Below are 19,207 nucleotides of genomic sequence, written 5' to 3'. Positions count from 1 at the left end.
CAACGCAAGAGGAGTGGGGTATGGTCGATATTGTTTCCAGCGAAGCAGGAATTCCAAGGCCGGAGCATCCGCTCGACCGGCCAAACAGCACCGGCAAATGGTTTCTGCCGGCCTTTGCCGTCATCATCCTGGGCGGCCTTGCCTATGTCGGCTACGCGCTCAGCCAGGACCTGACCAGCACCGTCGCGGTGCCGTGGATTCTGCTTGGCCTGGCGCTGCTGATCGCGCTCGGCTTCGAATTCGTCAACGGTTTTCACGACACCGCCAATGCGGTGGCAACGGTGATCTACACCCATTCCATGCCGGCCGAGCTTGCAGTGATGTGGTCCGGCTTTTTCAACTTCCTCGGCGTGCTCACCGCCAGCGGGGCGGTCGCCTTCGGCATTATTTCGCTGTTACCGGTCGAACTGATCCTTCAGGTCGGATCGAGCTCCGGGCTGGCCATGGTCTTTGCGCTGCTGGTCGCAGCGATCATGTGGAACCTCGGAACCTGGTATCTCGGCCTGCCTGCCTCGAGCTCGCACACGCTGATCGGTTCGATCATCGGCGTCGGCCTCGCCAACCAGTTCACGGCGCCGGCCGGTTCCATCACCAGCGGCATCGACTGGTCGCAGGCAAGCAATGTCGGCCTGTCGCTTCTGATCTCGCCGCTGGTCGGGTTTTGCCTGGCTGGGCTGCTGCTTCTGGTGATGAAGCTGCTGGTCAGGAACCGCGAGCTTTACGAGGCGCCGAAGTCGAGCGCCCCGCCGCCGCTGTGGATCCGGGCGCTGCTTATCTTCACCTGCACCGGCGTCAGCTTTGCCCACGGCTCCAATGACGGGCAAAAGGGCATGGGCCTCATCATGCTCATCCTGATCGGCGTGGTGCCGACCGCCTTCGCGCTGAACCGCACGCCGGATATCAATTATCTCGAAGCCTACAAATCGGCGGCGACGCAGGTCGAAACGGTACTCGGCAAATACGTCAAGCCCGGCGTCGCCGTGACCGACGCGGCGACCGTGGTCGGTGACGCCGTTCGCACCAAGACCTGGAAGGACGAGACCACGCCTGCGCTGCAGAGCTTCATCCACGACACTAGCGCAATGTTGTCGCCCTATCCGTCCGTGGAAAAGCTGCCGACAACGCTGGTCAGCAACGCCCGCAACAACATCTATCTTATCGGTGAAGCGCTGAAACTGATCGACAAGAAGAAGCTGCTGCCGATGGAGGCCGACGACCTGAAGGCGGTGACGACCTATCACAAGGCGGTCGACAACGCGACGAAGTTCATCCCGCTCTGGGTCAAGGTCGCCATCGCGCTGGCGCTCGGCCTCGGCACCATGGTCGGCTGGAAGCGCATCGTCGTCACCGTCGGCGAGAAGATCGGCAAAAGCCATCTGACCTACGGCCAGGGTGCGTCCGCAGAGCTTGTTGCAATGGCGACCATCGCATCGGCCGACTATCTCGGCCTGCCGGTCTCGACCACCCATGTGCTGTCGTCGGGCGTTGCCGGCACCATGGCGGCGAACGGCTCGGGCCTGCAATGGTCGACAGTGCGCAACATGCTGATGGCCTGGATACTGACCCTTCCGGTCTCCATCTGTCTTGCCTTCGTGCTGTTCGTCATCTTCCGCCAGATATTCTGAGCGGGGATAGGACTTGGCCAGAATGTCGCGGCGCCGGCTCCGGCGCCGCCCAGATCCTGAACGTGCATTGTCTCGGCGGCGGCCATGAATGACGCATCGCATCTGACATTGCTTGCCGCGGACGACCAGCATCATGCCCCCGGGCTGGTCTGGGCCTATCATGCCGCTCCCGGCAAAGCTCCCGAATCGCTGGCGCCCCGGGACACAGAGGCCGCGCTGGCCTCACTGGACGGCTGGGTCTGGCTGCATGTCGACCTTGTCGACCGGCGCGCCCATTCCTGGGTCAGCCATGCCTGCGCGCTGCCGGCGTCGGCTCATGCAATCCTCGAAGGACATGAGGACAGCCTGGTGCTGGCGCATGAGAATGGCGTCGTCCACGGCATTTCCGCCGACCTGCATGGCGAGATCGCCCATCAGTCGACGACCATCGGCAGATTGCATTTTGCGGTCTCGGAGCGGCTGCTGGTCACCGGCCGCCGCCATCCGCTCGCGGCGGTGGAGGAAGTGCACACCGCCCTTGCCGCGGGGCTGCGGCCCGCCACAGCATTCGAGCTGTTCGAAACGCTGGTCATGGCTTTTTGCAAGACCACCAGCCTGCGGCTCGCCGCGGCGACGAAGCGGCTCGATGCGGTCGAGGACCATCTCGTGACCGAGCGACTTGCCGACGAAAGACGACAGCTGAAGGATGTGCGCCGCCTTGCCGTATCCTTGCATCGGCCGATCTCGGCCCTGGCAGCACTTTTCCAGGATGAAGACCGTTCCGCCTGGAACCTTTCCGCCGGCGCACATGAAGTTCTGCGCCGGCTTGCTGCCCGCCTGGAACGGCTCGACCGCGAGGTCGTCATGATCAACGACCGGGCAAGGCTGCTGCAGGAGGAGCTTGCGGCCGAGCTTGCCGACGAATCGAACCGCAGCCTCAAGGCGCTGGCAGTGATGAGCGCACTGCTTTTGCCGGGCACCCTGATCGTCGGCATATTCGGCATGAACACCGGCGGGCTGCCATTCACCGACAGCCCCAGCGGCTTCATCCTGGCGATGCTGCTGGCGGTCGGCGCGACCGGCCTGTTCTACTGGCTTCTACTATGCGCCGGCGCCAAACTGCGGTTCTGAGGCCGACTAATGGCGGCGTTCGTTCGCCTGTATGCAAAGTACGGGCTGGCACGTCGAAACCACGCCGTCCCGCCTTCCGAAAATCGGTTCCGATTTTCGGGCCGATGCGCTAGAGCCTTTCGGGATTGAACCGTGCCTTTAACCCGGAAAGGCTCCCGCCGCTGCCCATGCCCCATCTTCCCGAGCATCTTCTCACCGGCTACCGCAATTTCATGAGTGGCCGCTATCTGACCGAAAGCGGGCGTTATCGCGCACTGGCCCGGGAAGGCCAGGCACCGGAAACTATGATCGTCGCGTGCTGCGATTCCCGCGCCGCGCCCGAAGCGATCTTCGATGCTGGGCCGGGCGAACTGTTCGTGCTGCGCAATGTCGGCAATCTGGTGCCGCCCTATGCGCCCGACGATCAGTTCCACTCGACATCGGCAGCGCTCGAATTTGCCGTGCAGAGCCTCAAGGTCAAGAACATCGTGGTGATGGGCCACGGCCGCTGCGGCGGCATCCGCGCGGCACTCGACACCACGGCCGCGCCGTTGTCGCCGGGTGATTTCATCGGCAAATGGATGAGCCTGATCGCGCCGGCGGCCGAGACCGTATCGTCCAGCACCTTCATGACCGCGACCGAGCGCCAGACCGCGCTGGAGCGCATATCGATCCGATATTCCATCGCCAATCTGCGTACCTTCCCTTGCGTCTCGATCCTCGAAGGCAAGGGGCGGCTATCGCTGCACGGCGCCTGGTTCGATATTTCGACCGGTGAGCTTTGGGTGATGAACAAGGAGACCGGCGATTTCGAGCGGCCGGAGACGGAGTAGGAGACAAGGGCATGGTGCGAATTCCGGTCGCGTTCGCGGCGGCAGCACTGCTGTGCTCGGCAGATTTCGCCCGCGCCGACGACAGCGCGATCATCGACCGCTGGTATTCGGCACTGCTCGTCGCCGACCGCACCGAATTGTCGGACCTGCTCGCCGACGACGTCCGCATCAAGCTCGACGACCTCGGCGTCGTGCAAAGCAAGCAGGAATTCATCGCTTCGATCGCCGAGTGGCAAGGCGCCGTCGCCGGCGCCGAAATCCGCCACCGGATCGAGAAGACCGAGGGCGGCGTCACCACTGTGATCGCCTGCTATGATTTTCCCAGCAACGACATGCTGATGCAGGAGACCTTTGCGGTCGCCAACGACCAGATCACCGCCAGTTCGCAAGCCGCGATCGCGGAAAACTGCGACGGCTACTGAGGAAATCATGAACGGGGCGTGCTGTTGCGTGGAGCCGGCCGGCGTCCTACATCGGTGACGATCCGCCTCCTCCCGCCATCCAGCGAAAGTTTGCCCATGCCGTCCGCCGTCGACCTCGCCGCCCATCCGCTGACTGAATGGCAAGGGCCGCTCGGCCTGCCCGATTTCACGCGCATTGGCGACGGTGATTTTTCTCCGGTGTTCGACGCCGCCCTGAAGACGCATGAGGCCGAGATCGAGGCGATTGCCGGCAACACCGGGACGCCGACCATCGACAATACACTTGCCGCGCTCGAACTCGCCGGCGAGGCTCTCGACCATGTCTCGTCGATCTTCTGGTGCCGCGCTGGCGCCCACACCAACGAGGCAATCCAGGCGCTGGAGCGCGACATTTCGCCGAAGATGTCGCGGCATTTCTCGGCGATCTCGATGAACGAGCGCCTCTTTGCCCGCATCGACGATCTCTATCAACGCCGCGAGACTCTGAAGCTCGATGCCGAAACGCTGCGCGTACTGGAAAAGACCTGGAAAAACTTCGTCCGCTCCGGTGCCAAGCTCGACGCCGAAGGCAAGAAGCGGCTGGCGTCGATCAACGAGGAATTGTCGTCGCTCGGCACCAATTTCGGCCAGAACCTGCTTGCCGACGAGCGCGACTGGGCGCTGTTCCTCGACGAGGCTGACCTTGCCGGCCTGCCGGAATTCCTGAAAAGCTCGATGGCGGAAGCCGCCGAGATGCGCGGCCAGAAGGGCCGCTACGCCGTCACCTTGTCGCGTTCGATCTACGAGCCGTTCTCGACCTTCTCAGAACGCCGAGACCTGCGCGAGACGGCGTTCCGCGCCTTCATCATGCGTGGCCAGAATGGCGGCGCCACCGACAACACGGACGTAGTGCGCGACATGCTGCGCCTGCGCGCCGAAAAGGCGAAGCTGCTCGGCTACGAATCATATGCCGCGTTGAAGCTCGACGACACAATGGCCAAGACGCCGGAGGCGGTGCATACGCTGCTCGACCCGGTTTGGAAAAAGGCATTGGAGAAGGCCGCCGCCGACCAGGCCGAATTGCAGCGGCTGGCGGCCGAGGCCGGCAGCAATGAAAAATTCGCCGCCTGGGACTGGCGCTTCTATCAGGAGAAGCTGCGCGCCGAGAAATTCGCTTTCGACGAGGCCGAACTGAAGCCGTATCTGCAGCTCGACCGCATCATCGACGCCTGTTTCGACGTGGCGACACGATTGTTCGGCATTTCTTTCGAGGAAAAGAAGGGCATTGCCACCTGGCATCCGGACGCACGTGTTTTCGTCGTGAAGAATGCCGACGGCAGCGAGCGCGGCCTTTTCCTCGCCGATTATTTCGCGCGACCCTCGAAACGCTCCGGCGCTTGGATGAGTGCACTCAAATCCGGCTATAAGCTTGGTCCTGGCTCGAAGCCGGTCATCTACAATATCATGAATTTCGCCAAGCCGCCGGCCGGCGAGGCCGCCTTGCTGTCGGTCGATGAAGCCAAGACGCTGTTCCACGAATTCGGTCATGCCCTGCACGGTATGCTGACCGACGTCACCTGGCCATCGGTCGCTGGCACCTCGGTCAGCCGCGATTTCGTCGAGCTGCCCTCGCAGCTCTACGAACACTGGCTGACGGTACCGGCGGTGCTGGAAAAACATGCGCTGCATGTCAAGACCGGCAAGCCGATGCCAAAGGCGCTGGTCGACAAGATGCTGGCGGCGCGCACCTTCGGCGCCGGCTTCGCCACGGTCGAGTTCACCGCCTCGGCCTTGGTCGACATGGCCTACCATGCGCGCCCGGAGGCGCCGCAAGAGCCGCTTCGTTTCGAAGCCGAAACGCTCGAAAGGCTCAATATGCCGGACACCATCGCGATGCGTCACCGCACTCCGCATTTCGGCCATATCTTTGCCGGCGATGGCTATTCGGCCGGCTATTATTCCTACATGTGGTCGGAAGTGCTCGACGCCGACGCCTTCGCCGCCTTCGAGGAAGCAGGCGATCCGTTCAACCCGGCGCTGGCCGAGCGGCTGCGCAAGAACATCTACGCCGCCGGCGGCTCGAAGGACCCCGAAGAACTCTACACCGCCTTCCGCGGCAAGATGCCTTCACCGGAAGCAATGATGGCCAAGCGCGGACTGGTCTAAGCCTTGCCCGGCCCTTCTCGGGCCGGCTCGGCCTCACCGGCCGCGGCTGTCTCGTTGAGGAAGCCGGCGATCCGCTCCGCCGTCTTGGTCGTGGCAAAGGAGAGCAATCGGCCGCGATGGACCACGGGCTCGCCGCTCTCATTGTCCCAGATATCGAACCGGCAGCTTGGGTTCGCTATGGCTTCGAAGCGGTCCTTCATATCGACAGCTCCGGTCATGGTGTCGCCACGGGTGCCAGAGATTGAGCGGTGCGCCCGACGGTACTCGCGCCTTGCTGCGTTTGCGTGAAGCAGACGCCGCGCTGCAGCATCGGCAGGATTGCCGCCGGCACGTCGGCAACAAGACATGCCGTCGACACGTGGCCGCTGAGAAACCCCGCCTCCTCGAGATGATCGAGCAGGTCGAGCCAGGGCGACCAGAAACCGAAGAAGTCGGCGACCAGGATCGGCTTGTCGTGCCGGTCGAGCTTGCGCCAGGTCATCACTTCGGCCAGTTCCTCGATGGTGCCGATTCCGCCCGGCAGCGCTACAAATGCATCCGCATAGTCGAACATCAGCCGCTTGCGCATGTGCATGTCCGGAACCGCTATGATTTGGGCGACGCCGCGCGGCATCCGCATCCGCTCCAGAAGGAAGTGCGGCGCAATCGCGATCACCTCGCCGCCGGCGTCTGCCGCCGCGGAAGCCACGGCGCCCATCAACCCTTCACCGCCGCCGCCATAGACGAGGCGGATGCCGGCACTGCCGATTTCGCGGCCCAGCGCCGCGGCCGCTTGCGCGAGGCGCCGGTCGTTGCCGGCGCGGGCGCCGCCGAACACGCAGACGGTGCCGATACGGGTCTGCGTCGGATAGAGCAGCCCCTCCAGGGAAGGCGCATCGTCGTCATTGAAAATTCCGAACATGGCTCTGTCTCCATTTGGCTTCAGTTGAACGATGGTCCTGCGGGCGCGGCTCTAGTCGCCCTGCCCCGCCGCGGCGGAACGGGTTGGTGGGCTTTCGCCGGCGTCGGCAAACAGCAGAAGGTCGGCCCTCGCCCACAGCGCGTAGCAGGCGAGCAATGTCAGCGGCGCGGTGACAAGGGCGGGTGAGGCCCCCGACCACACTTCAGGCACGGCGGAGCCGGCCGAAAGGGCTGCCGCCGATGCCGCAGGCAGGCGGCTGGCCAACACTGCGCTGCGGAACGGATCGGGCCACCTGGCCGGCCAACCGGGCACAATCATGCCGGACACGGCGCTGCCGAATTTTCCCAACGCATGCAGCAGTCCGGCAGTCGCAGCCAGCACCGGTTGGCCGAGCAGGAACAGCGCTACGCCGAGCCCGATCGCGCCGAGCCCCGACAGGAGATCGGCGCGCCGGTTAAGCGCCGGATCGGGGACATCGCGGCCAGCCCAGGCGCGGTGATAGACTTCGCCGCTGCAGAAGAAGATCGACGTCGCCAGCGTCAACGCCACGGCGCTGCCGCTGCCGGCAAAATAGTCGAACAGGGTGCCGGCACCCCATTCAGGGCCGGTGGCGAGCTGCATCGCCACGCCCATTGCCAGCCCCAGCGCGTTGCCAAGATTGTAGTAGCCGCCCGGACCGGAAATGCGCGCCCGGATGGCAGCCGCAAATCGCGACACCGCCCGGGCGGTCCGACTGGGGCCGGCAGATTTCGGTTTTAAGTCGATAATCGACGGCTCGAAGGAGAGGCGATCGACCAGCCCGGAGGCATCACGCCAGCTGGCCGGCGCGTCGTTCCAGATTGAAAGCGCGAAATGCCGGCCGAACGGCGCACGGTCGTTGTCGAATTGCATTGGATCCTCCTTTTCAGCTGCGGTGGCATTTGACGGCACGATGAGCGGGCGTTTGCTACGGGCGGTCATGGCGAGACGAGCCCCACGGCCATGACCAATGCGACGGTGGACAGGATGAGCCCGGAGATGAGATCGAAGATGCGCAGGCTGGCACGGCTGCGCAGCAGCGGCGCCACGAGGCCGCCGCCGAGCGCATAGCCGTAACAGCCGAGCGCCGACATCAGGATCAGCGTCACCATGAATTCGAGCTGCGTACCACTCGCAGCGAAAGACTGGCCGAACGCCGCCGGCACGAACAGCCGCTCGACGTAGGTCAGCGGGTTCATCCCGACCACGCCCATGACGCGGGCTACGCAGGAGCGGCTGGTCTCGGCCTTGCCGGAGCGGTCCTCGGCCTCGCCGACGGCCAATGCTGCACGAAAGGATTTCACCGCAAACCAGGAGACCGCCGCCAGGCCAAGCCAGGAGAGCGCCGTTCCGAGTGAGGGATCGAGGCCGGCGATCGAGCTGCCGAGCATATAGGAGATGGCGATCAGGGCGACATAGGTCGCCCACACCAGGCTCGCCACGAACATCACCCGCCCGCGCAGCAAGCCTTCCCTGATCATCATCAGGTTGTTCGGCCCTATCGAGGCCATCGAGGCCATGCCGAGCGCAAGCCCAGCCTGGAATCCGCCCGCGTCGGCAAAGCTCATGGAGCTCCCTCCAGCGATGATATGACGGGATCGGCCGGATTCGCCGGCCCGGGCGAGGTGACGAGATAGAGGATGGTGCCGAGCATCATCATCGCGCCGAGAGCCCCCATGGGCGAGATCCGCTCACCGAGAAAAAGGGCGGCGCCAGTCGCGCCGAACAGGCTTTCGGCGCTGACGATCACCGCTGCGTGGCTGGCAGAGGTAAAGCGCTGGGCAACGGTCTGGATGCCGAAGCCGGCGGCAGTCGAGAACACGCCGAGCACAAGCAGTTGCGGCCAGGCATCGAGTGCCGTCGCGACCGACAAATTGCCATGCGAGAGGGCTAGCGGCAGGGTGACCGCCGCAGTGCCGAGGAACTGCGCCGCCATGGTGGCAAACGGGCGCCCATGGGTTTGCATGTGGCGGCCGAGCTCGACCGTCCACAATGCATAGCATGCGGCCGACAGCACCACCGTCGTGTCGCTGCCATTGAAGCCGGCGATGCCGCCAGACAATAGCAGCGCGCCGATCAGGGTCATGCCGGCGGCAAACCCGACCGTCGCGGTCAGCCGCTCCCCGACCAGAACCCACGCTGCAACCGGCGTCATCACGGTCGCGGTGCTGATCAGTAAGCTGGCATTGGTGACCGAGGTGCCGAGATAGGCAATCTGCTGCAGAACGATCGAAATGGCGAATAGCGCGCCGACCCTTGCCAAGCTGGCGCGAAAACCTTTGGTCTTCGCTACCCGGCTTTCTCCAATCATCAGCGGCAGCACCAGAAGTCCGGCGATCAGGCAGCGCATGCCGGCCGCGCTCAGCGGGTCGAGATATCCGAGCACAGTCTTCTGCGAGACATTGCCGAAACCCCACAAAGCGGCGGCAAGCAGGAGAAGCAGGTTGGCGTGAAGCTTCGACATCGGCTCTTCCCCCTAGAGCCGATTGCAGGCATGTGCCGATTCAAGCTGTTTGCGAGAGCCTGGCGGGCTTCGGCCGGCACGCCCTGAAGACGCGCTGGAACTGCGCTTGCAGGCTGCCGGTGGTGCTGTGTGCCGGCCGCGCTGAGAACCTTTGGAACCGCTCTGCGCGCTCGGTCCGGCGTCGCGGATTTTGTCTCGAAGTGCTGAAGTAGCCGCCATTTCAAACCCCCGCCGCCTGATCGATGGACACAGGCGAAGGGCCTGCGGCAATCGACTTTTATCGACGGGGTGAGGTTCCGATAACGTGGCTTACGGATGGCTTACGGGGCGTTTTTCGAGGTGGTCATGGTGCCGAAGCGACGCTCAGCGCAGCAAGGTTAGGGGGTCGTTCGGAAGGTTGGAGAAGGAGGCAACGCCCTCTGGCCTGCCGGACGAGCGACCTGAGAGGCTGATCTTTGCCGCCCGATGCCTAACGCGTTCGTAAACGCCGGTCGATGGCCGCAAGTCGCGAGCGGCCTTCTCTCGGCGTCGCGAAATCGCCCCTGCCCGAGTAAGCTTGCGCAAGCGGAACAGCGCCCAAGGCCGCTGTCTTCGGCATGCAACCAGGCAAGGGGATTCGAAAAATCCGCTGGTGGAGCTGAGGAGGATCGAACTCCTGACCTCGTCATTGCGAACGACGCGCTCTCCCAGCTGAGCTACAGCCCCGTCCAGCGGATGGGGCTTTTATCGGCCGCTGAGGTTTCCTGTCAAGGCTGTGCGTGTCGCCGAATTCTCGTCTGCCGCTGGTCCGGCTTCGCCATGCGGCAGAGGCGGCTCTTGCCGCTTTCCCCTGCAGTGGCTACATGTCGGGCGTTCGCAAGGAGCAACCGATGATCGCAGTCTTTTACACGCTGCATGCCGCGATTAATATCTATTGGTATATTGTGATTGGCGCGGCTATCTTCTCTTGGCTTTACGCCTTTAACGTCGTCAATTCGCGTAACCAGCTTGTCGACTCGATCGGCAACATGCTCTATCGACTGACCGAGCCGGCATTGCGGCCGATCCGCCGCATTCTCCCGGACCTTGGCGGCATCGATATCTCGCCGATCATCCTGTTGCTGGCGCTGACATTTATCAGCGTCTTCCTAGACACGACGGTTCAGCCGATGTTCGGTATCGGATCGATGTGAGTCACGGGACGAACCGTTTCTTTCGACTTCGCGCCGACGGCATCGACCTGTTCGTCCGGCTGACGCCGAAATCAGCGATGGACAGGCTGGAAGGCATCGAGACATCGGCGGATGGGCGAAGCTATTTAAAAGCCCGTGTCCGCGCCGTGCCGGAAAACGGGGCCGCCAATCGAGCGCTGGAAAGGCTGGTCGCCAAGGCGCTTGACGTACCCGCATCAGCCGTCTCGGTCGTCGCCGGCGGCACCGCGCGACTGAAGACGCTGCGCGTGCTTGGCGATCCCGCGGCGCTGACCAAACGCATCGATACGCCCGGCACGCCTGCGCCATGATCTCGGCTCGCTCACCGAGCCCGGCAGAAAAAAGGCCGGGCTGCAAGCCCGGCCAGATGTGAAGGTCGAAAACCTTCAGAGGGGAACGCGCCGGACGAATGGGAGGAAACATCCGACGCCGATTGCATATGGGTTGGCGTCGATGACGTTTCAATGAGGTTGGGGGAACCACCTTCGCGATCAGGCTTTTAAACATTTCGACTATCTGATCAGCAGCTCGACGAGGTCGATCCGTCCTATCGCGACCGATGCGGCAGGACACGCACCGCAACCCCGACCGGAAGCTCAATATGACCACTATTCGAGTCCTATTCTTCGATGTTCTGGGAACCGTCGTTGACTGGCGCAGCGGTATCGCAAGGGAGGCCGGCGCCTTCCTCGCGCGAAATGGTGCACAGCAGGTCGATCCCGGTGAATTCGCCGATGCATGGGCGTTGCGTTATGACGCCTCGACCGAAGCGGTGCGGACAGGGCACCGGCCTTTCGTTTCACTCGACGGGATAAACCGGGAGAATCTGGACGCCGCTCTCGTCCAGTTCGGGCTGACCCCATCCGAGCTGCCGGCCGCCGAAGTTGAGGAACTCAATCTCGCCTGGCATCGGCTGGAGCCGTGGCCCGATTCGCTGAAAGGCCTTGCGAGGCTGAGGGAACGCTTCATCATCGCGCCGTTGTCCGGGGGCAATACCCGGCTGTTACTGGATATTGCCAAGCGCGCCGGCCTGCCTTGGGACACCGTCCTTGGCTCGGATGTGTTCGGCACCTACAAGCCTGCGCCACAGGCTTATCTCCGCGCAGTGGAGATCCTGGGGGTGCGACCTTCGGAGGCCGTGTTAGTCGCCGGGCATAACGACGACCTGGCTGCGGCACGAAGGTGCGGTATCGGAACCGCTTTTGTTGCTCGGCCGAAAGAGCATGGTCCGGCGCAGACGACCGATCTCTCGCCTCTTGAGAGCTGGGACTTTGTGGCCGACGACCTTGTCCATCTCGCCCAAGTTCTCGCGTAGGCACAGGGCAAAAAACCTAAGCGATGTCGTCGCGGATGCAGGCCTTCAGATGACCCTCGGCTGTCGCCCTCAGCGGCGGCACAGCCCCGGCGCAAGCCTCCAGCGCAAACGGGCAACGGGTCCGGAAAACACAGCCCGACGGCGGGTTTGCCGGGCTGGGAATATCGCCCTTGAGCACCTGCCGGTCTTGCCTGGCCAACGGATCGAGCGACGGAATGGCCGACAGCAGCGCGCGCGTATAGGGATGCTGCGGCCGGGCATAGAGCTCGGCCGCCGGCGCAACCTCCATGATGCGCCCGAGATAGAGCACGATGACCGTGTCGCAGATGTACTCGACCACGGCCAGATCGTGCGAAATGAACAGCATGGTCAGCCCAAGCCGGAGCTGCAGGTCGCGCAACAAATTGATGATTTGGGCCTGGATCGAGACGTCGAGCGCCGAGACCGGCTCGTCGGCGACAATGAATTCCGGCTCGAGCGTCAGCGCCCGGGCGATGCCGATGCGCTGGCGCTGGCCGCCCGAGAATTCATGGGCGTAGCGATCATAGGCGTCGACCGGCAACTCGACCGCGGCAAGTGCCTTCTCGGCCTTCGCCCGCCGCTCGGATTTCCTGCCAATGCCTTGAATGTCCAAGCCTTCGGTGAGGATCTGCCCGATCGTCATGCGCGGCGACAGGCTGGCGAAGGGATCCTGGAAAATATACTGCATCTTGCGGCGCTGGCGGCGCAACTGGGCGGCACCCAGCCTGGTGATGTCGGTGCCGCCATAGCTGATCTGGCCGGATGTCGGCTCGATCAGACGCAGCACCGAGCGGCCGATCGTGGTCTTGCCGGAGCCGGATTCGCCGACCAGCCCGACCACCTGACCACGCCTGACCTCGAACGAAATATCCTCCAGTGCCCTGACGATGGGGCCGCGCGAAAACGCGGTCGGCGCAAAATGCTTGGTCAGGTTTTTGACCGATAGGAACGGGGCGCCCTCCATCAGAGCTCCTCCCAGCGCAGGCAGCGGCTTTGCTGGGTCGGCGTCGCCGCAAACAATGGCGGCACCGCGGCGCGGCAGGCAGTGATAGCCATCGGGCAGCGCGGCGCGAAGGAACAGCCCTTGGGCAGCAAGGCGAGCGACGGAACATTTCCGGCAATGGTCGGCAGCGGCGTCCCCGCTATCTTCAGCGCCGTGGCCTCGCCGAGCCTCGGCACCGAGCGCATCAACCCCGCCGTATAGGGATGACGCGGGCGGGTGAACACTTCGCTCACCGGACCTGTTTCGACGATACGCCCGGCATACATCACCGCTACCCGGTCGGCAATTTCGGCTACGACGCCGAGATTGTGAGTGACGAACAGGATGCCCATGCCGCGCTGCGCCTGCAGCTCGGCCAAAAGATCGAGAATCTGGGCCTGGATTGTGACGTCCAGCGCGGTTGTCGGCTCATCGGCGATCAGCAAGCCTGGATCGCAGGACAGGGCCATGGCGATAGTGGCGCGCTGGCGCATCCCGCCCGACAGCTCGTGCGGATACTGTCGCGCCCGCCGCTTCGGATCGGGAATGCCGACCTGCTCCAGCAGCCGCACCGCGTCTGCTTCTGCCTCGCGATGCGATTTGCCGAGATGGATGCGGATCGGCTCGGCAATCTGCTCGCCGATCGTGTAGACCGGGTTGAGGCTGGCCATCGGCTCCTGGAACACCATGCCGATCTCGTTGCCGCGTATCTTGCGCAGCGACTCGGCATCGAGGCTGGTCAGCTCGGTGACCGTGCCGTTCTTGCGCCGCAGCGCGATCGACCCCTCAGCGATATGCCCGACCCTTTTCGGCAACAGGCCGATGATCGACAGGCTGGTGACGGATTTGCCGGATCCGGATTCGCCGACGAGCGCCACCGTCTCGCCGGAGCCGATCGTCAGGTCGACATCCGTTACCGCCGCGATGTCGCGCCCCGCAATGCGGAACACCGCGCGCAGGCCGGAAATCGAGAGTATCGGCGCGACACTCAGCGGAGCAGCCCCACGTCGCGAAGGATCATGTCGATCTTTGCGGTTTCCTCCCCGTTCAGACTGCGTTGCGGCCGCGCCATGGTGTTCGAGGCGATGATGCCGAGGCTCTTCATCGCTGCCTTGAAGGCGCCGACGCCGGCCGAGCCGGCGCTTGTCCTGCCGAGCGAGATCCAGACGATCTCGAACAGTTTCAACAATCGCTCCTGCTCTAGCCGTGCTTCGGCATGCTGGCCGGCCTGCGTCAGCTTCCACAGCCTGACGTAACCATGCGGGTCGACATTGGCGAGGCCCGGCACGACGCCATGCGCGCCCATGGCCAGCACACTGTCGACCAGGATCTCGGAGCCGGTCATGCCGAAGAAACCCGGATCGTCGGCCATATCCTTGAGCACGTAACGCAGATTGCCGTCATCGCCGCTGGAATCCTTGATGCCCGCGATGGCGCCTTCCCTGGCGAGGCCGACCGTGGTCTTGCGCTCCAGCTTGACGTGAACGCAGACCGGGATGTCGTAGGCGATGACGGGAATGTCGATCGCATCCTTGATATAGCGGAAGTGGTCGCCGATCTCCGGCTGGCTGGTGCGGGTATAAAACGGCGCGGTGACAACAATAGCGTCGACGCCGGCCGATCTGGCGATACGTGCGTGGTTGATGACACGATCGGTCGTCGGGTCGATGACCCCAGCGAAGATCGGAACCCGGCCGTTATTGACCTTGACTGCATGCTCGAGGATGGCCCTGCGGCCTGCCTCGTCGTGGAAGACCACCTCGCTGGTCGAGCCGAGCACGAACAGCCCGTGGACACCGCCGTCGAGCAGGTTCTCGATGGTGCGGGTGAACGACGGGAAGTCGATGCTGAAATCGGCATTGAGCGGGGTGACGACAGGTGGCACGACGCCGGTAAACAGGGGCATTTTGATGAACCTTTGAGGTCAGTTGAGATCGGAGCGAGGATCGAATGCATCGCGCAAGCCGTCGCCGATGAAATTGATGGCGAGGACGGTGAGCACCAGTGCGGCGCCCGGGAACATCCATTGCCACGGGTAATTTTCCAGCACGACGGTGGAGCGGGCGAGATTGAGCATGTTGCCCCAGCTGGCTTCTGGCGGTGCGATGCCAAGGCCGAGAAAGGACAGGCCGGCCTCGAGCAGGATAGCGTTGGCGATCTGCAAGGTGGCGTAGACGACCAGGATATCGATGCAGTTGGGCAGGCCATGCCGGAACAGCAGATGCGGCAGCCCCGCGCCCATGCCCCGGGCCGCAACGACGAAATCGCGCTCGCGCAGTTCGAGCAGCCGGGCGCGCACCATGCGCGACAGCACTGGCCAGGAGAGCAGCGAGATCACCAATATGGTCGGGGCGATGCCGGTGCCGGCAATCGAAGCCAGCACCAGCAGGAAGATCACCGGCGGCAGCGTCATCGCCAGATCGACGAAGCGCATCACCGTGCCGTCGACGAGACGCCCGCCAAAGCTGGCGACGGCGCCGACCAGGAAGCCGATGACGGTCGAAATGGCGACCGAGCAGACGGCAACCAGCAATGAGATCCGCCCGCCTTGCAGCAACCGGGCCATGACGTCACGCCCGACGCCGTCGCTGCCCAGCCAATGAATGGCCGACGGGGCCTTGTTCATCGCCCTGAGGTCGATGGCGTTCGGGCCGAACGGCCACCACAGAGGATAGGTCGAAACCGCCAGCAGGATGGGAATGACGATCAAAAGCCCGGCGCGCGCCGCGCGGTTTTCAAAAAAGCGGTCGAGCGCGCGGCGAAGCGGGCCTTTGGTCTGTGGCGCGGCTGTCCGGTCGGCTGTCGGGTCCGGCGCGGTGATTGCCATCACGCCACCTGAATGCGCGGGTCTACGACGGCATAGACGACGTCGGTCAGGAGATTGACCAGGATGACGCAAACGCCGATCACCAGGGTTGCGCCCATGATCACCGGGTAATCGCGGGTGCCGACGGCATTGACCAGAAGCAGCCCCATGCCCGGCCAGTTGAACACGCTTTCCAGGAAAATGGCGCCGCCGATGGCGATGCCCACGGTCGAGCCGATCAGGGTGATGACCGGCAAAAGCGCGTTGCGGGTGGCGTGCTTGATGATCACCCAGAACTCGCGCACGCCCTTGGCACGCGCGGTCCGCACGTAATCCTGGTTGAGCACTTCCAGCAGCGAAGCGCGCATGTAGCGCATGATCAGCGCGGCATGGCCGATCGATAGCAGGCAGGCGGGCAGGATGAGGTGCGCAAGCACATCCGTCATCGAGAACGGCGCGCCCGCCGTCTGCATGCCGCCGGACGGCGCCCAGCGCAGCAATACCGAGAATAAATAGAGACCAAGCAGCGCCGTCAGGAAAGCTGGGCTGGAGATACCGATAAACGACAGCACCGACAGCGCGATGTCGGACGGTTCGTTACGGCGCACCGCACTGAAAATGCCGGCGGAAATGCCGAGCACGATGGCGATCGCCAGGCCCGTGCCCATCAGCAGCGCCGTCGGGCCGATGCGTTCCATGACCAGTGGCAGCACGGCAACGCCGCTGCGCTGGATCGAATAGCCGAAATCACCGCTCAGCGCCGCGCGCAGCCAGGCGAGATATTGCACGGGAAGCGGCCGATCGAGCCCGAGCCGTTCGCGCAGGCCCTCGAGGTCGGAAGCCGACATGGGGACCGACGGGTTGATATAGGCGTCGATCGGATCGCCCGGCGCCAGCCGCAGCAGGATGAAGATCAGGATGCTGAGCGCGACCAGCATCAGCAATCCTGTGGCACTGCGGCGGGCAATGAAGCTCAACATTGGCTATCCGTGGCGATGGCAGGCGGCGCCAAAGTGGTTCCGCCTGCTCGCTTGGTTGCGGAGTTCTTACGGGATGTCCCAGCGCTCGGGGTGAGCTGCATAAGGACCGCCGCCCGGCGCCGGCGTCCAGACGAAGTCACGCAGCTTGTTGGAGGCCACGCCATAGCGGTTGGCCACCCACAACGTCGCCCAGGGCAGGTCCTTGTTCATGACCTTGCAGACCTCCTGCCAGGATTGATCGAGCTTGGCCGGATCGGTTTGACCGAGCGCGGCGTCCAATGCAGTGCTCAGATCATCGAACTCGATGCGCATGGTGTTGAAGCCTGCCGGTGGAATCTGCGACTTGTTGAGGCCGGGGTTGAGGCCGGCCGGATTGGGGCCGTTTTGCAGGCCGGCATAGACCATCGGAAATGCATTCCAGTCCGGCGTGCCTTGCTTGTAGACGATGCCGTTGTAGGTCGGCGTATCGACGACGCGCGGCACCACATTGATGCCGACCTCGGCCAGCATCGACTGGACAGCGGCCATCACGTTGGCGGCTTGCGGCGAGCCGTAATAGGTCAGCAAGGTGATCGGCTTGTCGCCATTGATCTTGTCCCAGCCCGCCTCGGTCAGCAGCGCCTTGGCCTTTGCCGGATCGTAGGCATAGGGTTCGAGGTCTGCCGGAACGAGATGCGGCGCGACATAGCCGCAATTGGCTGGCTTGGCGGCACCGCCGTAGAGGCTGTCGATGATGGCGTTGCGATCGATCGCATACATAATCGCCTGGCGGACACGGATATCCCTAAACAGGTCGACCTTCTGGTTCAGGCCGATATAGTTGACCACGTACGAGGCACCTTCGATCACCTTGAAATTGCTGTCGCTCTTGAAGGATGCCGCATCGTCGGGCTCGACATAGGTGAACTGGATCTCGCCGGCGCGGAGCGCGGCGACGGCCGCCGCCGGCGACTCGAAATAGCGGTTGATGAGCACGTCTACCTTCGGCTTGCCGCTGCGATAGTCGTCATCGGCTGCCAGTTCGACATATTGGTCGGTCACGTAGCGCTTGAACTTGAACGGGCCGGTGCCAACCGGAGCGGTCGACCACCAGGTGCTTGTCGCCAGTGATTCCGGCGGCAGAGCGGCCAGGGCATGCTCCGGCAGGATCATTAGCTGCGAGAGGATGGATAGAAACGAGCCGTTCGGTTTCGATAGCTTCACCACTGCGGTGTGGTCATCCGGTGCATCGACCGAGGCGATGTTGGCGAGGCGGGCGGCAAACAGGCTGCCGGAGGCCTTGTTCTTGGCAAGCTCGAGGGTGAACTTGACGTCCTTCGAGGTGAACGGTTTGCCGTCATGCCAGGTCTCGTTGACCAGGTTGAACGTATAGCTCAGCTGGTCGTCGCTGATCTTGTAGTCCTTGGCGAGGTCGCCTTCGATCTCGGTCAGCCCGGCATTGAAGATGACCAGCGGTTCGAAATAGGTGCTGAGCCAGGTGTAGCCGCCGGTCGCGACCAGCGGGTTGAAGTTCTTGGGAAAACCGCCCGGGCCGACGTCGAAGCCGCCCGCAATGGTCTTGGCGCTTTGTGCCTGGACATTGGTCAATGGGGCAATGCTGGCGAGCAGCAGCCCGGCGACTGAGAATGCGATGGTCCTGATGCGCATGGTTTCCTCCCTTGGCATATTCAGGTTGTTCTTCAGCTTGCTCGGTTTTTGGCGATAACCTGCTGGATCCCCCGGTAATGGTCGTCGAGCCGCCGACGCGCCTGGTCGACATCCTTGGCGGCGACAGCCTCGACGATCTCGTGATGGTCGCGCCATGTCGCCAGCGGCGTCGGATTATCGAGATTGGTGAAATTCGAGGCCTTGTCGAACGCCGTCCAGAAGATGTCGATCAGTGCGCTCAGCATGTGATTGTTCTGGCAGCGGAACAGCAGCTGGTGGAATTGCTGGTCCTCTTCGGCGAAGCTCTCATGGCGCTCGGCACGTTGCCGCATGCGCTCGGTCAACTGGCGCAGCGCCTCGATATCCTCGGCACTGATCATCTCGATCGTCTTGGCGATGAGGCCGGTTTCCAGCACGCGGCGGATTTCGCGCAGCTCTTCGACATCGCGCAGCGAATCCTGCAAGCCGTATGCCAGGTTATCCAGCAGCGGCTTGAACGAGAACTCCTTGACGAAGACGCCGATGCCGCGCCGCGTCTCCAGGATGCCGATCGATTCCAGCGCCTTGATGGCTTCCCGCACGGAGTTGCGGCCGACGCCGAGCCGCTGCGCCAGGAACGTTTCCGGCGGCAAGGGATCGCCTGCCTTGAGCTGGTTGCTTTCGATATAGGCCCTGAGGCTTTCCTGCACGGTGACGTGAAGAAGCGGCGGTCTGCTCAACGGTTCGATCGACTTCAGTTCCGCCATCCCACTGCTTTCATCATCCGCCG

20 protein-coding genes and 1 tRNA gene are annotated in these 19,207 nt (G+C 63.6%); 8 read left to right on the top strand and 13 right to left on the bottom strand.

The window, feature by feature from the left end:
• Nucleotides 1-20 precede the first annotated feature (20 nt).
• From NKH29_RS03575 to NKH29_RS03555, 5 genes are all read left to right on the top strand, one after another.
• Nucleotides 21-1,625, top strand: a complete 1,605-nt coding sequence (locus NKH29_RS03575) for an inorganic phosphate transporter (RefSeq protein ID WP_023721322.1) — start codon at nt 21-23, stop codon at nt 1,623-1,625.
• 84 nt (nt 1,626-1,709) lie between these two features.
• Entirely contained in the window at nt 1,710-2,735 is a 1,026-nt protein-coding gene (locus NKH29_RS03570; RefSeq protein ID WP_352588145.1) for a transporter, read from the top strand.
• Between the two features lie 167 nt (nt 2,736-2,902).
• Nucleotides 2,903-3,547, top strand: a complete 645-nt coding sequence (locus NKH29_RS03565) for a carbonic anhydrase (protein WP_023721324.1) — start codon at nt 2,903-2,905, stop codon at nt 3,545-3,547.
• 11 nt (nt 3,548-3,558) lie between these two features.
• A complete protein-coding gene (locus NKH29_RS03560; RefSeq protein ID WP_023721325.1) occupies nt 3,559-3,969 on the top strand; it encodes a hypothetical protein in 411 nt (136 codons plus the stop codon).
• 90 nt (nt 3,970-4,059) lie between these two features.
• Nucleotides 4,060-6,114 (top strand): M3 family metallopeptidase, encoded by a 2,055-nt coding sequence (locus tag NKH29_RS03555; RefSeq protein ID WP_023721326.1) that lies wholly within the window; start codon nt 4,060-4,062, stop codon nt 6,112-6,114.
• On the opposite strand, the gene NKH29_RS03550 is transcribed toward NKH29_RS03555, so the two are convergent.
• The 6 genes from NKH29_RS03550 to NKH29_RS03525 form a co-directional block, all read right to left on the bottom strand.
• A complete protein-coding gene (locus NKH29_RS03550) occupies nt 6,111-6,332 on the bottom strand; it encodes a hypothetical protein (protein WP_023721327.1) in 222 nt (73 codons plus the stop codon). The genes NKH29_RS03555 and NKH29_RS03550 overlap by 4 nt on opposite strands.
• Nucleotides 6,329-7,015, bottom strand: a complete 687-nt coding sequence (locus NKH29_RS03545) for an LOG family protein (RefSeq protein ID WP_352494101.1) — start codon at nt 7,013-7,015, stop codon at nt 6,329-6,331. Before NKH29_RS03545 ends, NKH29_RS03550 begins: the two co-directional genes overlap by 4 nt.
• A gap of 51 nt (nt 7,016-7,066) precedes the next feature.
• Entirely contained in the window at nt 7,067-7,906 is an 840-nt protein-coding gene (locus tag NKH29_RS03540) for a hypothetical protein (RefSeq protein WP_352999043.1), read from the bottom strand.
• Between the two features lie 65 nt (nt 7,907-7,971).
• Complete coding sequence (locus NKH29_RS03535; RefSeq protein WP_352999042.1) at nt 7,972-8,601, bottom strand: LysE/ArgO family amino acid transporter; 630 nt, start codon at nt 8,599-8,601, stop codon at nt 7,972-7,974.
• A complete protein-coding gene (locus NKH29_RS03530) occupies nt 8,598-9,497 on the bottom strand; it encodes a DMT family transporter (RefSeq protein WP_352999040.1) in 900 nt (299 codons plus the stop codon). Before NKH29_RS03530 ends, NKH29_RS03535 begins: the two co-directional genes overlap by 4 nt.
• Before the next feature lie 629 nt (nt 9,498-10,126).
• Nucleotides 10,127-10,202 (bottom strand) — tRNA-Ala (locus NKH29_RS03525).
• A 164-nt stretch (nt 10,203-10,366) separates the two neighbouring features.
• On the opposite strand from NKH29_RS03525, the gene NKH29_RS03520 reads away from it, so the two are divergent.
• The 3 genes from NKH29_RS03520 (at nt 10,367) to NKH29_RS03510 (ending at nt 12,002) form a co-directional block, all read left to right on the top strand.
• Nucleotides 10,367-10,669, top strand: a complete 303-nt coding sequence (locus NKH29_RS03520; RefSeq protein WP_023721332.1) for a YggT family protein — start codon at nt 10,367-10,369, stop codon at nt 10,667-10,669.
• Nucleotides 10,666-10,998, top strand: coding sequence for a DUF167 family protein (locus NKH29_RS03515; protein WP_023721333.1), 333 nt, complete (start codon nt 10,666-10,668; stop codon nt 10,996-10,998). The genes NKH29_RS03520 and NKH29_RS03515 overlap by 4 nt, the downstream gene beginning before the upstream one ends.
• Nucleotides 10,999-11,288: 290 nt before the next feature.
• Nucleotides 11,289-12,002 carry a haloacid dehalogenase type II gene (locus tag NKH29_RS03510; protein ID WP_352480990.1) on the top strand — a complete coding sequence of 238 codons (714 nt, stop codon included), beginning with the start codon at nt 11,289-11,291 and terminating at the stop codon, nt 12,000-12,002.
• Between the two features lie 16 nt (nt 12,003-12,018).
• On the opposite strand, the gene NKH29_RS03505 is transcribed toward NKH29_RS03510, so the two are convergent.
• From NKH29_RS03505 to NKH29_RS03475, 7 genes are all read right to left on the bottom strand, one after another.
• On the bottom strand, nt 12,019-12,987 hold the full coding sequence (locus NKH29_RS03505; protein WP_352480991.1) for an ABC transporter ATP-binding protein: 969 nt from the start codon (nt 12,985-12,987) through the stop codon (nt 12,019-12,021).
• Nucleotides 12,987-13,997 carry an ABC transporter ATP-binding protein gene (locus tag NKH29_RS03500; RefSeq protein ID WP_352481116.1) on the bottom strand — a complete coding sequence of 337 codons (1,011 nt, stop codon included), beginning with the start codon at nt 13,995-13,997 and terminating at the stop codon, nt 12,987-12,989. Before NKH29_RS03500 ends, NKH29_RS03505 begins: the two co-directional genes overlap by 1 nt.
• On the bottom strand, nt 13,994-14,911 hold the full coding sequence (locus NKH29_RS03495; RefSeq protein ID WP_352788032.1) for a dihydrodipicolinate synthase family protein: 918 nt from the start codon (nt 14,909-14,911) through the stop codon (nt 13,994-13,996). The genes NKH29_RS03500 and NKH29_RS03495 overlap by 4 nt, the downstream gene beginning before the upstream one ends.
• Before the next feature lie 18 nt (nt 14,912-14,929).
• The gene (locus tag NKH29_RS03490) at nt 14,930-15,832 is read right to left on the bottom strand and encodes an ABC transporter permease (protein ID WP_352857104.1); all 903 of its coding nucleotides are present in this window, start codon (nt 15,830-15,832) and stop codon (nt 14,930-14,932) included.
• Complete coding sequence (locus tag NKH29_RS03485) at nt 15,832-16,791, bottom strand: ABC transporter permease (RefSeq protein WP_352857106.1); 960 nt, start codon at nt 16,789-16,791, stop codon at nt 15,832-15,834. The genes NKH29_RS03490 and NKH29_RS03485 overlap by 1 nt, the downstream gene beginning before the upstream one ends.
• A 66-nt stretch (nt 16,792-16,857) precedes the next feature.
• Nucleotides 16,858-18,438, bottom strand: a complete 1,581-nt coding sequence (locus NKH29_RS03480; RefSeq protein WP_352999037.1) for an ABC transporter substrate-binding protein — start codon at nt 18,436-18,438, stop codon at nt 16,858-16,860.
• A 32-nt stretch (nt 18,439-18,470) separates the two neighbouring features.
• Entirely contained in the window at nt 18,471-19,184 is a 714-nt protein-coding gene (locus NKH29_RS03475; RefSeq protein WP_031194640.1) for a FadR/GntR family transcriptional regulator, read from the bottom strand.
• Nucleotides 19,185-19,207 lie beyond the last annotated feature (23 nt).

The sequence above is a fragment of the Mesorhizobium sp. M1295 genome (assembly GCF_040318135.1).
Lineage (GTDB): Bacteria > Pseudomonadota > Alphaproteobacteria > Rhizobiales > Rhizobiaceae > Mesorhizobium.
This window is presented reverse-complemented; position numbering and strand designations above follow the sequence as displayed.

Coding starts and splice junctions, on each gene's coding strand:
- NKH29_RS03505 (WP_352480991.1), bottom strand. CDS start 12,987: ATGGAGGGCGCCCCGTTCCTATCGGTCAAAAACCTGACCAAGCATTTT.
- NKH29_RS03560 (WP_023721325.1), top strand. CDS start 3,559: ATGGTGCGAATTCCGGTCGCGTTCGCGGCGGCAGCACTGCTGTGCTCG.
- NKH29_RS03540 (WP_352999043.1), bottom strand. CDS start 7,906: ATGCAATTCGACAACGACCGTGCGCCGTTCGGCCGGCATTTCGCGCTT.
- NKH29_RS03535 (WP_352999042.1), bottom strand. CDS start 8,601: ATGAGCTTTGCCGACGCGGGCGGATTCCAGGCTGGGCTTGCGCTCGGC.
- NKH29_RS03520 (WP_023721332.1), top strand. CDS start 10,367: ATGATCGCAGTCTTTTACACGCTGCATGCCGCGATTAATATCTATTGG.
- NKH29_RS03570 (WP_352588145.1), top strand. CDS start 1,710: ATGAATGACGCATCGCATCTGACATTGCTTGCCGCGGACGACCAGCAT.
- NKH29_RS03575 (WP_023721322.1), top strand. CDS start 21: ATGGTCGATATTGTTTCCAGCGAAGCAGGAATTCCAAGGCCGGAGCAT.
- NKH29_RS03510 (WP_352480990.1), top strand. CDS start 11,289: ATGACCACTATTCGAGTCCTATTCTTCGATGTTCTGGGAACCGTCGTT.
- NKH29_RS03485 (WP_352857106.1), bottom strand. CDS start 16,791: ATGTTGAGCTTCATTGCCCGCCGCAGTGCCACAGGATTGCTGATGCTG.
- NKH29_RS03530 (WP_352999040.1), bottom strand. CDS start 9,497: ATGTCGAAGCTTCACGCCAACCTGCTTCTCCTGCTTGCCGCCGCTTTG.
- NKH29_RS03545 (WP_352494101.1), bottom strand. CDS start 7,015: ATGTTCGGAATTTTCAATGACGACGATGCGCCTTCCCTGGAGGGGCTG.
- NKH29_RS03550 (WP_023721327.1), bottom strand. CDS start 6,332: ATGACCGGAGCTGTCGATATGAAGGACCGCTTCGAAGCCATAGCGAAC.
- NKH29_RS03475 (WP_031194640.1), bottom strand. CDS start 19,184: ATGGCGGAACTGAAGTCGATCGAACCGTTGAGCAGACCGCCGCTTCTT.
- NKH29_RS03480 (WP_352999037.1), bottom strand. CDS start 18,438: ATGCGCATCAGGACCATCGCATTCTCAGTCGCCGGGCTGCTGCTCGCC.
- NKH29_RS03565 (WP_023721324.1), top strand. CDS start 2,903: ATGCCCCATCTTCCCGAGCATCTTCTCACCGGCTACCGCAATTTCATG.
- NKH29_RS03490 (WP_352857104.1), bottom strand. CDS start 15,832: ATGGCAATCACCGCGCCGGACCCGACAGCCGACCGGACAGCCGCGCCA.
- NKH29_RS03495 (WP_352788032.1), bottom strand. CDS start 14,911: ATGCCCCTGTTTACCGGCGTCGTGCCACCTGTCGTCACCCCGCTCAAT.